This is a genomic window from Rhodococcus sp. IEGM 1307, from assembly GCF_030056915.1.
Classification (GTDB): domain Bacteria; phylum Actinomycetota; class Actinomycetes; order Mycobacteriales; family Mycobacteriaceae; genus Rhodococcus_F; species Rhodococcus_F opacus_D.
This window is the reverse complement of record NZ_JASHKW010000009.1, coordinates 41,854-57,253: the sequence shown is the minus strand read 5'-3', so window position 1 is coordinate 57,253 and position 15,400 is coordinate 41,854. Positions and strand designations below refer to the sequence as shown.

Here is a 15,400-nt window from a genome sequence, read left to right as displayed (position 1 = left end):
CATCAGCTCCTGGGTAGGCCGAGCAGTCGCTCGGCAACGATGTTGCGTTGGATCTGTGATGTACCGCCGTAGATCGATGCGGCACGCGAGAAGTAGTGATCGTGAATCAACTGCGCGGCGTTCAGCCCGAGAGGTTGTGATTCGGTGTCGAGGCGGAACGGTCCGAGGAGATCGGCGAGGGCGCGGCCGACCACCTGCTCTGCGTCGTTGAGGACGAGCTTGTCGATCGAGTCGAGCGGATGTGGTCCCTCTTCGTCGATCAGGCGTTGCACAGTTCGGCGGATCTGAGCATCCAACACCCGCAGCGCCACGTGTGACTCTCCGATGGCGGTGCTGATCCGACGATTGGTCGTCGATTCCAAGGAGGTGCCTCGTAGTCCGTCGATCGTCTTCTCGACACCCCAGCCGATCTCCACCTGTCGGCGCATTGCATAGTTGCCACGTTCCTGAGACAGGGTGTCGAGGGCAATTCGCCAGCCGTCGTTTTCCTTGCCGACCAGGTTGCCGACCGGGACTTCGACGTTGTCGAAGAAGACCTCACAGAATTCGGCATCGCCTGTCATCTGGACGAGTGGACGGACGGTGATTCCGGGGGAACTCATGTCGACGATGAGGTAGGAGATGCCGGCGTGCTTGGGTTCGGCGTCGGGGTCGGTGCGGCACAGCAATGCGCACCAACTGGCCTGATTGCCCCAACTGGTCCAGACCTTCTGTCCGTTGACGACGTACTTGTCCCCGTGGCGAAGAGCGCGGGTCCGCAGTGATGCGAGGTCGGAGCCGGCAGAGGGTTCGGAGAACCCCTGACACCAGATGTCTTCGCCCGCGAGCAGCGGTGGCAGAAAACGGGAGCGCTGCTCGGACGAACCGTACCGGTGGATCGAGGGGCCGACCACATCGAGGCCGATCAATCCGATCGGGGCGGGTGCATGAGCGCGCGCCAGCTCCTCGGAGAAGACTTGCTGGTGCCGCGCGGTGAGGCCACGTCCGCCCGCTTCACGTGACCATCCCAGCCCCATCCATCCGGCATCGAATAGTGTGCGCTGCCATCGACGAAGGACGTTGTACCGTTCCTCCAGCTCCAACGGCACGGTGGGGATCTCTGTTTCGGCAAGCCACCTCCGAGCCTCGCGCCGCAGATCGGCGATCTCGGTGATCTGCTCGACCGGCACAGGTGAAACAGCATTCATCTCAAGCTCCCGTGTAGGCCGGTGCGCGATGCTCGAAGAATGCTGCTACGGCCTCTTTGGCGTCTGAGTAAGCGGACAACTCGCCGGAAAGACCCTGCTCGAACTCGTAGCCGCCCTTGAGGTCCTGGTATTCGATCGCGTTGAGGCTGCGCTTGGCGAACCGCAACGTGACCGGCGAGTGCCGGACCATCTTGGCCGCCACGTCGTAGGCTACGTCGAGTAGCTGATCGGGATCGACGACTTTCAAGACGCCGCCCTGCTGCGCGAGTTCCTCGGCAGACAGCGGTTCGCCGGTGAGGTGCAGATAGCGGACCAACTGCTGCGGTACCAGGCGTGAGGCATGTTTGGCGCCGCCCATCACACCGACGTTGACCTCGGGAAGCGTGAAGGTGGCGCCCTTGGCTGCCACGACCAGATCACACGACGCTGCCAGGGCCAATCCGGTGCCCACGGCCACTCCGTGGACAGCTGCGATCACCGGCAACGGGCAATCGTAGATCGACCAGAACGCTTCACGGACCGCAAGCATGCGCTCACCGGCGTTTTCCGGCGTCATCGTCTGGAATTCGGTGAGATCGTTGCCGCCGCAGAAGTGCTTGCCGGCGCCGGTCAAGACGATCGCCCGAGCCTCGGGGAGGTACTCCTCCGTGTGGGTGAAGAACCACTTGATCTCTGCGTACATCTCGCGGGTGACCGCGTTGACCGGTGGGCGGGTAAGCCAGACCGTGCCTACCTTCTGATCGGTCTTCCATTGCAGAAATTGCAGATCCTTCATCGAGGTTCCTTTGTTCGAACGGGCGTAAGCAGGAGCTGTGACCGGCCGGGTGCGGATGGTCGCCTCCGTGAGGCGGCATGTCCTTGATCCCTAGTGGTTTGCGCCACGACCGGGTGTGCTTCTACTCACATTAGTAGGCCCCACCCCATAGATATGTCAATAGCTCGTATCTGAAAATGTGAAACTGCTCAAAGCCAGAGAGTTCAGAGGATGCATGGTTGATTTTTCGTCCATTCGGAAGCATATGACCTGTTCAAGCGGCAAATGTCGAGCAGGACGAGCTGCCGATCCGCTAGTGAACCGCGGCAATGCGAGGGGCGCATCGCTAAGTGTTGAGCCGAAAATGTCAGGCAAACGTATCTTTCATCGAATCAAGCACGTAGCATCGTGTAACGGAAGTTGTCCATGACTCTTATCGAAAATTGTGCATGCTGTTCGGGCTGCGGCCGTAGTGGAGACTTCACCTACGCTCGTACGCAGTGCGCCTGCGCCGCCCCGCGTAGAAGGAGGCATTGTGTCCGATCGGCCCTCGAACGGCGGTAGTGCGGGGTACTGCGGGGGGACCGTCCGCCGCCGGTATATCGTCAGAAGGCTGTATCAACGGCTGCGCCGCCAGTCCGGACATCGTGTGCATCCATATGGGCCTCGAGGAGGAAAAGGGGCGTCGTGACCGCATCGCAAACTGTGAAGACGTCCGCTGCCACGCGCCGGCGACCCCGTGACCGGCGTGCGCAGATACTCCACAACGCCAGTGAATTGTTCACGAAATACGGGTTTCACGCCGTGCGGATGGAAGACATCGCCGAGGCAACCGACGTCACCGCACGGGCGATCTACCGGCACTTCGCCAACAAGCAGGATCTACTGTCGCAGGTGGTCCTCGAAGACCAGGACCGACTGCTCATGGCAGCCCAATCCGCCGAGCGCTCCGAAACCGGCGTCTGCAGCTTAGAGGAGTTATTGACGCGGATGGTCGAGGCATCACTGGAGAGCCTTCGACTCGGCCCCCTATGGCAGCGAGAAGCACGGCACCTCACCGCCGATGACTTCGAGCGAGTGCGCGAGGGTACTCGTCGCATCGGAGGCGCGGTGCGAAGGGCCATTGAAAAAGCCGATCCCTCCAAGAGCAGATTCGGTGCCGACGTACGCGCGTGGATGGCGGTGAGCATCATCACCAGCCCAGGGCACTACGACCGGTCACTGTCACAGCGTCGCCTGTCCCCACTGCTGGTGTCTGCTGCGTTGGCAGCCATCAATACCCCCGAAAGCGCGTCAGCGTCACCCGAGTTCCGCGATGCGCCAGCGGCGGAGGCTCCAATCGCAAATGAACGACCAGGTACATCACGTCGCGAACAGATCATCGCAGCAGCGGCGCGCGCGTTCCGGGAGCGCGGTTTCGGTGGAGTCAGCCTCGACGAGTTCGGCATCGCAGGCCCTGCCGTCTACCGGTACTTCGACAGCAAGGCCGACATCCTTTCCGCCATGATCATCCGAGTACAGGAATGGATGGCCCTGGAGAGCTCCAGGGCCATGCATCACAGCGCCTCCGATGAACAGGTCATCGACGGCCTCGTGAGAGGTTATGTTCGTATCGCAACCGAAGCAACGGACCTGTTCGCGGTTTCAGTTACCGAAGCCCTCAACCTCCCCGCTAGTGCTACCGAGCGTGATCGGCGAATCCGCCAGGACGACCTCGCCGAATGGGTCAAATGGCTACGAACCTCGCGTTCAGAAGTCACCGAGGCAGACGCACTCGCGCTGGTGAATGCGGTTCGCACAGCACTCAACGATCTTGTCCGTATTCCGCACCTCTCACGACACGCCGAGTTCCCCGACGAGCTTGTTGCGTGCTCGATGAATGCTCTTCTAAATACCCCGATGCCATCGGCACGATCGGGTCGGCGGCGTGATGAATAACCGAGTAAACGCCGGCGATGGTTGCGATCGCGACAAGAGCGCTGGTACCTATCGCGGCTTTCCTCACCCTCATGATCTAGGTATCGCCCCAAGTCGACGCAACGTGACAAGCGCGTGCAACACCGACTCCCTGGTTTGCTCTCCATCATCGATCGGCACTCCGCAGGTTTGAATATCCCGCATTACCAGTAGCGTCGTACGCTCCGAGGATCAGCACGGCAACCGACCGGCTGCAGCCGACGAAGCCGATCGCCAAAACCGAACTGCGAGTCCGGATTGCGTGCTTGATCCAGGCTCAGCTCCGCTGGCCCGGAAGGTAGATCGATGTCGACCGTTTGGCCAAAATTCCTTCCATTCCAGCACTGTTCGCGGCATTTAGCATGATTCTGCTGCTCTGATTTTCCCAGTGCGGGGGACGGTGATGGGCAGGCCGCCGACGTTCTGGATGATCGACTCCAGCTCGGCCAGCTCCGCCCGCCGATCCAGGTAGGACGCGCTCACGATGTCCAGGTCGTCGAACGCCAGGACGTCAAAGGGTGAGAATGTCACAGGGATTCGTCGTTGAAACGGCTTCGTCGCGTGTGCAATCCCCATGCGCCGCTGGAGCAGGCCGAACGAGGGCTTGCCGTGATCGAGTACGACGACCCCGCCGTCGAGAACGATGCGTCCGCGGCCGCCGATCTCGGGATATGAGGTGTCACCACGTTCATGGCGCGGGTCCACAGCACCGGCTCGCAGCCGCCCACCGAGGCCAGCATCCGGCACCCGTCGTACTTCATCTCGAAACTCCACGGACGGTCCGTGTTGTCCGGGAGTGTGCCGGCCGTGGCCAGCATGGGCGCGATCAGACGCATACGCCCGATTAAGCCCGTGACCTGGCCAAAGACGGTCCGCTTATTCCGGAACAGCGGTGATGTGGTCCGCCATAGTCATGTCAGCTGCGCGCGGTAGGTACTGGGTCAGTGCCAGGAGTTCCACCAGAGAACGATGGGCACCAGCCAAGGTGTCCACACCATCCAGCTGTCGCCCAACCCGTACGGGGGATCGGAATCACTGTCATCACCTCCGGGGTTAGTTGAAGCATTCGATCAATGCCACGATGGCACGCGCAATGTCCTCCGGCTCGGTTGGGTCAGGCGGTGATAAATCTGCTCGTTCGTGGTTCTCATACTGAGCTCGCGGGCGGCTGGGCGGTCATTCTCCGGTGATACCGACCCAGCCTCGAGCGATTCAGGTGCTACTCACCTGTGAAGGAACCCGGACGCTTCTCCATGAACGCGCTGACGGCCTCCCGGTGGTCGGCGGTGTGATGGGACAGCGCTTGCATGGCAGCGGACAACTCGAGCAAACTATCGAGACTCAGATGCTGGGATTCACGCAAAAGCTTCTTTGCCATCCGCACCGAGTTCGGCGGATTGACCGCTACGCGCTCCGCCAGCCCGCGCGCCTCGTCGAGCAGCTGCTCCGGGGCGACGACCCGGGAGACCAGCCCCCATTCCAGTGCAGTCGCCGCGTCGACGCGGTCCCCGGTCAACGTCATCTCGGCAGCGCGGGCCGCGCCGATCGCGCGTGGCAGCAACCACGCTCCACCGTCCCCGGGAATAATGCCCAGCTTGACGAAGCTTTCTGCGAAGAAGGCCGTGTCGGAGGCGATCCGCATGTCACACATGAGCGCGAGATCGCAGCCGGCGCCCACTGCGGGGCCGTTCACCGCCGCAATCAGGGGGACGTCGCAGTTGTACATCGCCCGAGGTATACGTTGAATTCCCTTCCGATAGCCCTCGCGCTGCTGGTGAGGCTTGCCTCCGAAGAGCCCGCGGCCTTCCGCCATGTCCTTCACGTTACCGCCCGCCGAGAACGCGGAACCGGCGCCCGTCACGATGACTGCTCTGGTCTCATGGCTGGCATTGACAGCGGCCACGCACGCTACGAGCGCGTCGATCACGTCCTCGCCGGAGATCGGGTTGCGCTCTTCGGGCAGATTGATTGTCCAGGTCTCGATAACACCGTCGCGCTGGACGAGAACGGGATCATCCATGAAAGTTGCTCCTTGTGTGAGGGTCAATCAGTCACGATGACTGACTTATAGTTGTCGGTCCCGACTTCGGCTGCAGTCCGCAGATTGTTCAGTATCGGCACGGCCGAGATCTCGGAATCAAGGACGGCAACGCCGACTACGCCGTTTCCGCAACATTTGATGGCATCGACGAGTTTGTCGACGTGGTGCCCTCCGCTCACCTGCTGAGCGGAGGGCACCACGTCCAGTTGATCGGGGGCGCCGACGTTCAGTGAGAACCGAGGGTGGGTTCCGGCCTCTCGCGCGACCGAGGTGGCCGAACGAGAAGTCGGAGTCGCTCGCCGAAAGTCGGTCAGGCCGGCTTCGAGGCTCGTTCGGTCAGAGTCTCACCGCCGATGGCCCAATCGTCCTTCGACACTTCTTCGATCGTCACCCAGACACTTGCCGGTTTCGCTCCTGTCGCGTCCACGTATGCAGCGGTCAGCTTTTTCAATAGCTCACGCTTTGCTTCGGCGGATTGGCCGGGGGTCTGGGTCACATGCAACAGCGGCATAGCGTGCTCCTTGAGGGTTTTTGTTGGGGAAAGGCACTCGACAAACCACTTCGCTAATCGAGATCAGTTGATCGGTGGGAACCGTGCCACGGCCAAGGGTAACAGCCTTAAGTATCGATTAAAAAGGTTGGGGTGCAACGAATATGATGATACAAGGTTGGTGTGTCGTGTCACTTAGCTTGCAGTAAAGCAAGTGTCAGATAGCCATTCTTCATGGTGGATGAGATCATCTGTGGAATAACCGCGTTGACAACGCGTCGGTAGTACGGTGCCTGGAAGGCGAGCCCTCCGGGGCCTTCAGGGTTGATGGGCGAAAGCGCGCGGTACGAACATGAGTTTTCTGAGCAATTGTGAAACACCATTACGAGATTGGGCGTGAATCTATGATCGAACTCGATCGCGACTGGCCGCGGCTTCACGTGGTGGCCGCGACCGCCCGGCCGCACTGCGCGACGACGCCGAGGCGCTGCGGGAGTGGCCGACGGCGCGACTTCTTCGAGTCGACGGGCTCGGGCAGGTTCGTCTCACGGAGAAGCGTGTGCTGCTGGAACCGGCCTCCGACCGCTACTTCGAGCCTCCCGAGCATGCGGTGCTGCTCGGGGTCTTCGACGGGGACCACGAATGGGCAGTGTGGGGCGACGAAGGTTTCAATGGTCGCTTACTTCCAGGCCGGTGCGATGGCTCGCTTGGATCGGGTTGGACGAGGCGTTCGCGCTGTGGGGTGGACCGCCGCTGATGTTGCGGATGGACAACGGACCGGAGTTCGTATCCACTGTGCTGCAATCGGTATGCCGTCCTCGGAACGCTCCCGAATGACGGATTTCACGGGTGTTGCGGCCCCGCTACTCCGGCAATACCCCGGAGCGGCGTAGAGACGCAACTTCGTTCTCGGAAAATCCGAGCTCGTCGAGAACAGCGTCGGTGTCGGCGCCGCGATGACGAGGGCCGAATCGTACCGAACCGGGGGACTCGGACAGCTTTACTGGTACGCCGACACCTCGGTACCCGTCGCATTCGATCACCATCTTTCGGTGCCGCACCTGCGGAAGGTTGAGTGCCTCCCCGACATTGTTCACGGCCCCCGAGGGAACACCGGCCAGTCGAAGCGCGGCGGCCAGGGCCTCACGCTGCCAACCGCCGATGAGTCCGCCGAGGACCTTGCGCAGCTGTACTGCGTTCGCCATACGATCGGTATTCGTCGTGAACCGTGGGTCCTCGGCGAGCCCGGGCGCGTCCAACGCGTTGGCGAGCGACCGGAACTGCCGGTCGTTGCCGGCACCAATGAAGAACGGTCCGTCACTGCAGATGAACGTCTCGTAAGGACAGATGGTGGGATGCGCGACGCCGGTGCGTTCCGGCGCGACGCCGGTAGCGAACCATTTGCCGGCGTGTGGGTGCAGGATCGACACCGCGCTGTCGAGCAGCGCGAGGTCGACAAGCTGCCCGCGCCCGGTCTGGCGCCGCACGTGCAGCGCCATGAGGATGCCGTTCATCGCATTGAGGCCGGTGATGATATCCACCAGCGGGATCCCGATCCGCATCGCCTCGCCGTCAGCTTCGCCGTTGATACTCATAAGCCCGGACAGTGCCTGAAGCACGGCGTCGTACCCGGGCGCGCCACCAAGCGGCCCGTCGGTACCGTACCCGGTGATCCGGCAGTGTACGAGGCGCGGGAACTCCGCGGCGAGTACTTCGTCGCCCAGGCCCCACCTCTCGAGCGTCCCGGCCTTGAAATTCTCGATCACGACGTCGGCCTCGGCGAGCATTCGGCGCAGGAGTTGCTGTCCTTCCTCGATTCGTAGGTCGACGCTGATGTTGCGCTTGTTGCGGTTGAGCCCGTCGAAGTACGTGCTGTGGTCTTCTCTGACGAACGGCGGGCCCCAACCGCGGGTTTCGTCGCCGGCTGGTGGCTCTACTTTCGTTACGTCCGCACCGTGGTCAGCGAGCATCTGCCCGCACAGTGGTCCGGCGAGCACCCGCGACAGGTCGACGACGCGAATGTCTGTGAGCGCGCCAGTCCGCGGAGGCAGCGCGGCTGAATTGGAAGAGGCGTCCCAGGCGTCGGCCGAAAGGGCGTTGACTGTCGAGTTGGTCATGGCTGCTCATTCTGGTGGGTATTGAAGGGTCGGGCCGGCCGAGGGGGAAGGTAAATCATGAAGCCTCTAGGCATCCAATTGAACAGGGAGTGGGGTCGGAAGGCTCCGAGGCGACTAGACATAGATGGACCTGTATTCAAGATAGTAATCCAGCGCCTCAGGGCCGAATTCTCGCCCAATTCCGCTGTGCTTCACGCCACCGAAGGGGGAGCCCATGTCGATCGAAAAATAATTGATCCCCATTGTGCCAGACCTGATCCGTGACGCGATATCTAGGCCATGCTCGTGATCGTCAGTAAAGACGACCCCGCCCAAACCGAAGACGGTGTCATTTGCGATACGAACGGCCTCATCCTCGGACCCGTACGGGATAACGGAGATGACAGGACCGAATATCTCCTCCTGTGCCAGTCGACTGTTATTGTCCACGCCTCCAAAAATAGTAGGCGAAACAAACCACCCTCGCGTTAGGCCATCAGGCGGCTCGGCGCCGCCACGGACAAGCTGGAATCCCTCAGACTCCCCAAGCCGGATATAGTTTCTAACTCGCTCTCGGTGTCGATCGCTCACCATCGGGCCCAAAGTGACCGCGTCGTCAAGCGGGTCCCCCATCGCCAGATCATCCACATAGGCAGCCAGGACATCTAGAACTTCCCGGGAACGACTATGGGGAACCAAGATACGGGAGTTTGTGGTGCACGTCTGCCCCCCGTTCTTGAACACAGCGTCGTCCAGGCTCCTAGCGAAGACATCCAGATCCGCATCAGGGAGCACAACGGCCGCCGACTTGCCACCGAGCTCGAGCGATACCCTCTTAAGGGACCGGCCTGCCGCCTCGCCTATCGCCTGCCCTGCAGCCGTTGACCCGGTAAATGCAATCTTGTCCACACCCGGATGAGCCACAAGGGCCTCGCCCGCGCGAACGCCACCAGCAACAATGTTGAGGACTCCAGGCGGTAGACCTGCATCTTCCGCTGCTTCCCCGAGCACATAGGCGTCAAGCGCAGTTTCGGGGGCTGGTTTCAAAACGATAGTGCACCCAGCGGCGAGAGCAGGAGCGATCTTGGCCATAGCCAGCAACTGAGGATAGTTCCACGCAACGATTGCACCAACAACACCGACTGGCTCTTGCCGCACAATGGTGTGCCCCTTCTTGCTGGGGCGGCGAGTCTCAAAAGTCCGTGCCTCGGCGAGCTCAGCCATTGAACGCAGTATCGCTACCGGGGCCGCAGCGTTACTGATAATCGATAAAGGCCTAATCATGCCATTCTGCTGACTGACCAAGCGCGCGGTGGATTCTCCTCGGCGCTCGAGGCTATCGGCGAACCGCCGCATAGTCTCGGCCCGTTCGTGCGGGGTGGAACGCCCCCAGGGGCCGTTGTCGAGTGCCGCCCGCGCGGCCAAAACAGCTTCGTCAATCTCCGAAGGACCACCCATTGCGGCAACGCCCAGCGGCCGCTCGGTTGCTGCTTCTGCAATAGTAAATAATTCTGGGTCGACAGCTTCTCGCCACTGACCGTTAATATAAAACTGTCTGCGGTCGGCGCCACCGGCTGGGGGCATAATGTAACCTCTCTGAAGTGGTCATATACCTTGTCTTCCAAGGTTGCTTACGAAAGACGATTACGGTCAATGCGCTGCCGCAGCCAAACGAAGGGCAAAGCGCTGGAGCGTCTACAGTTGAAGCGAATGACTAGATGACTGCTCGGCACCGTACCGATCGGTCCGTCTCGGGCCAGATCGAACTCCGTACGGACGGCCCACATCTAGGGAGATCAGGCCGGCCTACTGTGCGACGCCACGTCGATTCACCTGCGCGGTGCGGACGGTGCCTTGTGACTTACCTTGACCGAACTGCTCGAGAGTGGTCGCATTGCAAAACATGTACAGCACATCCAGGTCTGATCCGCCAAACGTGCACGCAACAGCCCAGGCGTCAGGCACGAGAACGGAATCGGTGATCTCGCCGCTCTCCTCAACGCGATAGAAGCCGCTCTCCGGACCGTTGGTCACGCCATTGCCGAACCAGACGCCACCTTCGGTGTCCAGTGCAATCCCGTCAGGGTGCATGCTCTCGTCGAGTTGTGCCCACACTCGGAAATTAGTCAAAGAACCATCGGCGTTTACGTCAAAAGCATCAATCCGGTGACCGAAGGTCTCCGCGAGGAGCAAAGTTCGACCGTCCGCACTAAGAGCAGCTCCGTTCGGGAATATCGCATCGCCTTCAACTCTGCTTACGTTGCCCTCGGGTGTTACGTGGGCCAAAGTTGTCGCCTTCGGATCCTCAGCCCCGAGGTCAAAGCCAAAGTTGCCAATGTAGGCATGTCCGGACGGCGATACCAGCATGTCGTTCGCCATTCCGCGGGCGATATGCGCGATATCGGCGTACTCGCTGACGGATCCGTCGGGCGCGATTCGCACAACCTTCTTCTTCGTCGGATCCAAGAGGACCACTAAGACCGATCCATCCTGTAGGAAACCGAGCCCAGACGGTGACTCTTCGAGCGTCGCGAATGCAGTGTGGCTGCCGTCCTCTTCGAAATGAAGGACGTGCTTGCCAAAAAAGTCGCTGGCCCATAGTCGACCATCGTGCCAGCGTGGTGCTTCGAGGTAGCCATGCCCACTGGATATTGTCTGCAGTGAATGGTTCTTCATTGCCTGCCCTTTCGGTGGTAGATATGGCGATTGCAGCTTCGAGTTAACGCATCCTAGGCGCTGGTCACGCCTCAAATTGCACTACGGTGTATTTCGCCGCGAACTTGGAGAGCAGCTCCTTTGCGCGAATATGAGCAGGATGCACGTCGTACTCGGCGTAGCCTGTTGGATCATGAAACGCAGCGGAAATCCCGTAGTCGCTGCTCACGTCGCGCGAACTGATGTCTCTTCCATGAGCGTAGGCATGTAGCAGTTCTGTACATTCGGCGGACAGCTGATCAAGCGCAATTGCGAAAGCCGATATATTCGAGTCATCGATCGACCGGGTCCATGATATAGCGACCAAGTGATGAAAAGTCATGACACGGTCAGCCCATCGGTATATCCGGACTCCTTTTCCTTCTGCCAGAACTGCAAGTATGTCGGTACGCCGTTTAGATACTGCAGCATCTGCATTTTCTTGCCCGGAATGTTGCCCCCGTTGTACCAAGACTTCGCCCGATTGAATAGCGCCGTGTCGTCGGTCTCGTTGATGTGCGCGGTCCAAGCTTTGTCCGCTTCAACTGTCGATTCGAAACGGGTGAGTCCGTTTGACCGAAGAAATTCGAAAAAGTCGACCATGACCTCGCCCTGAAGCTCGGCGTTCGTGGACCCGTTCGCAAATGCAGCAGGACTCTGGGGGCCGTAGACGAAAATGGCGTTCGGGAACCCGGCTGTGACTGCTCCGAGGTACGCGTCTACGCCCTGGCTCCATTTGTCACGTAAAGTGACGCCATTCGCGTTCTGAACGTCGATCGAGGTTAGTGCGCCGGTGTTGTTGTTGAAGCCTGTAGCGAGAACGACAATGTCAAACTCGCCGTGCTCGACTCCGTCGGCTGTGCGAATCCCAGTTTCGGTGAATCCGACGATCGGGGTCTCTTTGGTGGAGACAAGAGAGACGTTCGTCTGATTCATCACCTCATAATAGTTTTGATGGAGGGCCGGCCGCTTGGCTCCGAAGGGATGAGGGGCGATTTCTGGGACCAGCAGCTCTGCTTTGACTGGGTCTTTGATCTGGGGCTTGATCTTGTTCTTCCAGAACTCATATGTCAGCGCATTTGTTTCGTCATTGAATAGATAGTCCGAGAAATTTCCCAGCCAGAATGCGAATCCGCCCTGATTCCATAGGCGCTCAAAGACAGCATTGCGCTCGTCCTCTGGGGTTTCGACACCGCTCCGGGGGTCAAAGTCGTAGTCGATCGCTGCGTGGGTTTCGCGACATTTCGCGGCAACCTCGGGCATTTTGTTCTTCAGGGCGGCTTGTTCCTCATCATCCAAGTACTTCTGTTGCATAGGCAACGAAATATTCGGAGTGCGCTGGAAAACCGTGAGGTTTTCGACTACTGGGCCTGCTTCCTGCACTACCTGAACAGCGCTTGCGCCAGTTCCGATAATCGCGACGCGCTTTCCCGTCATGTCCAGATCGGAACGCCATCGGGCGGTATGAACCAGTTCTCCTTGGTACGCATCCATATCTGGGATGGATGGTGTGTAGGGTTCCGTGGTCGACCCTGTAGCGAACACCACAAACCTTGCCCGGAAAGTGGCTCCGTCCTGTGTTTCGAGGTTCCACATCCGCTGCTCTTCGTCGAACGTCGCGCCCACGACCTTAGTGTTGAATCGACTGTCCTTGCTCAGGTCCAGTTTGGAATCAACATAATTGAAATAGCTACGCATTTCCTCATGATCGGGGTACATCTGCGAGAAGTCCCAATCCTTCCAGAGGTATTCGTCAGTGAACTGATATACCGGTGCGTGGCTGTCCACCCTTGCTCCCGGATAGCGATTGAGGCTCCATGCCCCGCCGAAACCGCCACTGGCTTCAAGGAGGATCACAGAGAATCCCCGGTCCCGAAGATGGCGTAGCTGATAGATGCCACCGAAACCACCACCGACAATGATGACGTCATAGGTAGGTGTTTCTGCAGACTGTGCCAGGTCGTTCTTTGGAGCGTGGATTGCGGTCATCGATTTGGACCTTTCGAACGCTGAGATGGGGCAGGGTTGCCGCTCGCTGTAGCCCTCTGATCAGAGGTGATTAGAGGGCCGAACGAGCTGGAGGGGAGCGAGACCTGGAACCTGTGTGACTGCGACCAAGTCTTGCTTGGGATGTGGTGTACACCATAGGCTTCAGGCTTCAAGTCCGCAACTAAAGAGAATAATTCATAACTACGTAAAACACGGACGCTTCAGTAGTGTTTTGCTGCGTTGGCCGCGCGGCGCGGGCGGGCGATGGCTGGAGCGGCGAGCACGATGGTCGGGTACGCCTCGATCGACTCGCGGGTGCGGTGGAAGACCGGTCGGGCCTTCAGTTCGGACTTGGCGAGGCGGAAGAACTGCTCGACTTTCCGCAGGGTGTGATAGGTGGCCACGACCGCCTTTCCGACCATCGCGGTCGGCTCGATGTCGGTGACGTAGCCCTTGTGGCCGGCGGACTGGCGGGCCCGCTCGATCGATGCCTCATCCAGGATGACGCTCTGTCCGGTGACCTTGACGGATCGTTACCTTCGTAGTGGTTCTGCCCGGTCGCCTACGCGCTGGGTGCGGTCGATCTGCGCGTTAGTGGTGCGCCGGTCGCGTTGGGCGCGCTGCCACTTTTAGTGCCACACCACCCTGCGGTCGCGCCGGTCAGGGCCCTGGCCCATCGAGCGGGTCAGCTCCGCGGTGTCACCTTCGGCGATAGTGTTACCGCGGCGGCCGAAGTGATCCTCGAGTTTCCCTGGGGGCCTTGGAGGTTCGGGAGGCGACGATGAACGACGGCCCCGCAGGTTGGCGTTGATCGTGTTTCGGGGGGTGCTTGGACGCCGATGTCTTCGAGCGCCCGGTCGTGTCGAGCTTGCCGTTCGGCTCGATCAGTCGGGCGCACACTAGCGACTTTGAATGTCTCATCGCCGATCTCATCGAACCCCAGCGCCTAGTACGTCCCGACCAGGTCGGCCCACAGGACCTCGCTGGAGTGCGAGCGCACCACCGCATCCCCGCCCGCGCGGACCTGCGACTCCGGTCCAGCTCCAGCTCGAGACGTGTCTGATCAGCGTCGATCCTGCCCCTGGTCACCGCCATCAACGTCGTGGGCTCGACTAACCTGCGGGTCGCCTCGCCCCGCGCGTTCTTCGCCGCACCGGGAACGACCCCAGTGGCACGAAGCCCTCCTGTTGCGGGAGTCTCAGCACCAGCCGTTGGAGTCACTGCTCTCGAGCTGTCGGCCGCTCTGTGGGCGCTCGCGCATCACACCGAGGTCACCGTGAGGCGCTGACGGCGTTCGCGGGCAAACGCGCCGGCAAATATCAGGGGCGTTGACCCGAGAGATCGCGTTCGTCCTACATCTTGTGAGAACGTTCGTGCACTCGGCATTCGCACGGAGTCGCGCGCCTAGCGGTCAGCGAAAGCCCCACTCCTCGGCGTGCCGGAGACAGATCTTAACGAGCTCGTCGCGCCGCTCTATGATCGTCTCGCGAACGCCGACCACACCGAGTGTGGCGATGGTTCGGCCGCGTTCCCGGAGAGCCACCGACACGCCGTCACCGCGTTCGACAGCCACGCCCGGGGCTGCACACACGCCGGTCGCCCGTAGTGCCTCGAGGGCGTAGAGGAACTGCTCGATGTAGTCGGCGTCGGCCACCGGGCGGGAGTTGAGGTAGGCCCAGATGTCGCGCTGCTCGCGGTCGGCCAGTAGCAGCCACCCCGCGGACGTGCGCAGCAGGGAGCGCCGCAGGCGGTTCTCCGCCAGGTACGCGTACTCCGGTTCAGAGGAGACGTGGTCAACGTAGAACAGGTCGTCGCCCACCGAGGTGGACAGCGCGATGGTCAGTCCGGCCTCGGCGTGCACTTGCTGGAGCTGTTCGTGACTTATCGACGTGACCGGGGGGCGTCCCGCGATGACGTTGAGCAGGTAGGGCGCTGTACCGAGGGTGTAGATACGGTCGCGCTCGTCGAGGTAGCCGACGGCGACGAGACCGTTGAGCAGCCCATGCACCGAACTCACTGGGGCGTTGAGAGCCTTTGCCACGGCCGTGAGGGTGAGACCGGCACCGGAGCGGGCGACGAGTTCGAGGATTGCCGCGACCCGGTCGATCATGCGATGGCGGGGACGCTCGGGAACCTGCTCGAAAGGTACAGCTCCGGCGGCCGGAGAAGTTTCCGTCATTGCGAAAGCGTAGC

General features: G+C 60.8%; 14 protein-coding genes and 1 pseudogene. 1 reads left to right on the top strand and 14 read right to left on the bottom strand.

The window, feature by feature from the left end:
* Nucleotides 1-2: 2 nt before the first annotated feature.
* The gene (locus QM841_RS18945) at nt 3-1,169 is read right to left on the bottom strand and encodes an acyl-CoA dehydrogenase family protein (RefSeq protein ID WP_317569501.1); all 1,167 of its coding nucleotides are present in this window, start codon (nt 1,167-1,169) and stop codon (nt 3-5) included.
* Between the two features lie 19 nt (nt 1,170-1,188).
* Complete coding sequence (locus QM841_RS18940) at nt 1,189-1,962, bottom strand: enoyl-CoA hydratase-related protein (protein WP_005264718.1); 774 nt, start codon at nt 1,960-1,962, stop codon at nt 1,189-1,191.
* Nucleotides 1,963-2,628: 666 nt separating this feature from the next.
* On the opposite strand from QM841_RS18940, the gene QM841_RS18935 reads away from it, so the two are divergent.
* Complete coding sequence (locus QM841_RS18935) at nt 2,629-3,879, top strand: TetR/AcrR family transcriptional regulator (protein ID WP_283333094.1); 1,251 nt, start codon at nt 2,629-2,631, stop codon at nt 3,877-3,879.
* A gap of 375 nt (nt 3,880-4,254) precedes the next feature.
* Here the strand turns inward: QM841_RS18935 and QM841_RS18930 are convergent, their stop codons facing one another.
* From QM841_RS18930 to QM841_RS18875, 12 genes and pseudogenes are all read right to left on the bottom strand, one after another.
* Nucleotides 4,255-4,428 (bottom strand): hypothetical protein, encoded by a 174-nt coding sequence (locus QM841_RS18930; RefSeq protein WP_283333093.1) that lies wholly within the window; start codon nt 4,426-4,428, stop codon nt 4,255-4,257.
* A complete protein-coding gene (locus QM841_RS18925; protein WP_283333092.1) occupies nt 4,425-4,733 on the bottom strand; it encodes a DNA ligase-like domain-containing protein in 309 nt (102 codons plus the stop codon). The genes QM841_RS18930 and QM841_RS18925 overlap by 4 nt, the downstream gene beginning before the upstream one ends.
* 383 nt (nt 4,734-5,116) lie before the next feature.
* Complete coding sequence (locus QM841_RS18920; RefSeq protein WP_011595734.1) at nt 5,117-5,917, bottom strand: crotonase/enoyl-CoA hydratase family protein; 801 nt, start codon at nt 5,915-5,917, stop codon at nt 5,117-5,119.
* Nucleotides 5,918-6,248: 331 nt separating this feature from the next.
* The gene (locus QM841_RS18915; protein WP_005264727.1) at nt 6,249-6,449 is read right to left on the bottom strand and encodes a tautomerase family protein; all 201 of its coding nucleotides are present in this window, start codon (nt 6,447-6,449) and stop codon (nt 6,249-6,251) included.
* A 415-nt stretch (nt 6,450-6,864) separates the two neighbouring features.
* A complete protein-coding gene (locus QM841_RS18910; RefSeq protein ID WP_283333091.1) occupies nt 6,865-7,068 on the bottom strand; it encodes a hypothetical protein in 204 nt (67 codons plus the stop codon).
* A 223-nt stretch (nt 7,069-7,291) separates the two neighbouring features.
* Entirely contained in the window at nt 7,292-8,545 is a 1,254-nt protein-coding gene (locus QM841_RS18905; RefSeq protein WP_283333090.1) for a CaiB/BaiF CoA transferase family protein, read from the bottom strand.
* A 114-nt stretch (nt 8,546-8,659) separates the two neighbouring features.
* Nucleotides 8,660-10,108, bottom strand: coding sequence for an aldehyde dehydrogenase (locus tag QM841_RS18900; RefSeq protein WP_283333089.1), 1,449 nt, complete (start codon nt 10,106-10,108; stop codon nt 8,660-8,662).
* 222 nt (nt 10,109-10,330) lie between these two features.
* Nucleotides 10,331-11,200, bottom strand: coding sequence for an SMP-30/gluconolactonase/LRE family protein (locus QM841_RS18895; RefSeq protein ID WP_283333088.1), 870 nt, complete (start codon nt 11,198-11,200; stop codon nt 10,331-10,333).
* 64 nt (nt 11,201-11,264) lie between these two features.
* Nucleotides 11,265-11,561, bottom strand: a complete 297-nt coding sequence (locus QM841_RS18890; protein ID WP_083849750.1) for a Dabb family protein — start codon at nt 11,559-11,561, stop codon at nt 11,265-11,267.
* On the bottom strand, nt 11,558-13,207 hold the full coding sequence (locus QM841_RS18885) for a flavin-containing monooxygenase (RefSeq protein WP_283333087.1): 1,650 nt from the start codon (nt 13,205-13,207) through the stop codon (nt 11,558-11,560). Before QM841_RS18885 ends, QM841_RS18890 begins: the two co-directional genes overlap by 4 nt.
* Before the next feature lie 257 nt (nt 13,208-13,464).
* Nucleotides 13,465-14,011, bottom strand: a pseudogene (locus QM841_RS43415) (IS1634 family transposase); the annotation flags it as partial.
* A 607-nt stretch (nt 14,012-14,618) separates the two neighbouring features.
* On the bottom strand, nt 14,619-15,386 hold the full coding sequence (locus QM841_RS18875; RefSeq protein ID WP_283333086.1) for an IclR family transcriptional regulator: 768 nt from the start codon (nt 15,384-15,386) through the stop codon (nt 14,619-14,621).
* Between the last annotated feature and the right edge of the window lie 14 nt (nt 15,387-15,400).

What these genes read in the sequence shown, in the direction of transcription:
- QM841_RS18905 (WP_283333090.1), bottom strand. Translation starts at nt 8,545, where the DNA reads ATGACCAACTCGACAGTCAACGCCCTTTCGGCCGACGCCTGGGACGCC.
- QM841_RS18875 (WP_283333086.1), bottom strand. Translation starts at nt 15,386, where the DNA reads ATGACGGAAACTTCTCCGGCCGCCGGAGCTGTACCTTTCGAGCAGGTT.
- QM841_RS18885 (WP_283333087.1), bottom strand. Translation starts at nt 13,207, where the DNA reads ATGACCGCAATCCACGCTCCAAAGAACGACCTGGCACAGTCTGCAGAA.
- QM841_RS18900 (WP_283333089.1), bottom strand. Translation starts at nt 10,108, where the DNA reads ATGCCCCCAGCCGGTGGCGCCGACCGCAGACAGTTTTATATTAACGGT.
- QM841_RS18895 (WP_283333088.1), bottom strand. Translation starts at nt 11,200, where the DNA reads ATGAAGAACCATTCACTGCAGACAATATCCAGTGGGCATGGCTACCTC.
- QM841_RS18940 (WP_005264718.1), bottom strand. Translation starts at nt 1,962, where the DNA reads ATGAAGGATCTGCAATTTCTGCAATGGAAGACCGATCAGAAGGTAGGC.
- QM841_RS18915 (WP_005264727.1), bottom strand. Translation starts at nt 6,449, where the DNA reads ATGCCGCTGTTGCATGTGACCCAGACCCCCGGCCAATCCGCCGAAGCA.
- QM841_RS18920 (WP_011595734.1), bottom strand. Translation starts at nt 5,917, where the DNA reads ATGGATGATCCCGTTCTCGTCCAGCGCGACGGTGTTATCGAGACCTGG.
- QM841_RS18925 (WP_283333092.1), bottom strand. Translation starts at nt 4,733, where the DNA reads ATGCGTCTGATCGCGCCCATGCTGGCCACGGCCGGCACACTCCCGGAC.
- QM841_RS18890 (WP_083849750.1), bottom strand. Translation starts at nt 11,561, where the DNA reads ATGACTTTTCATCACTTGGTCGCTATATCATGGACCCGGTCGATCGAT.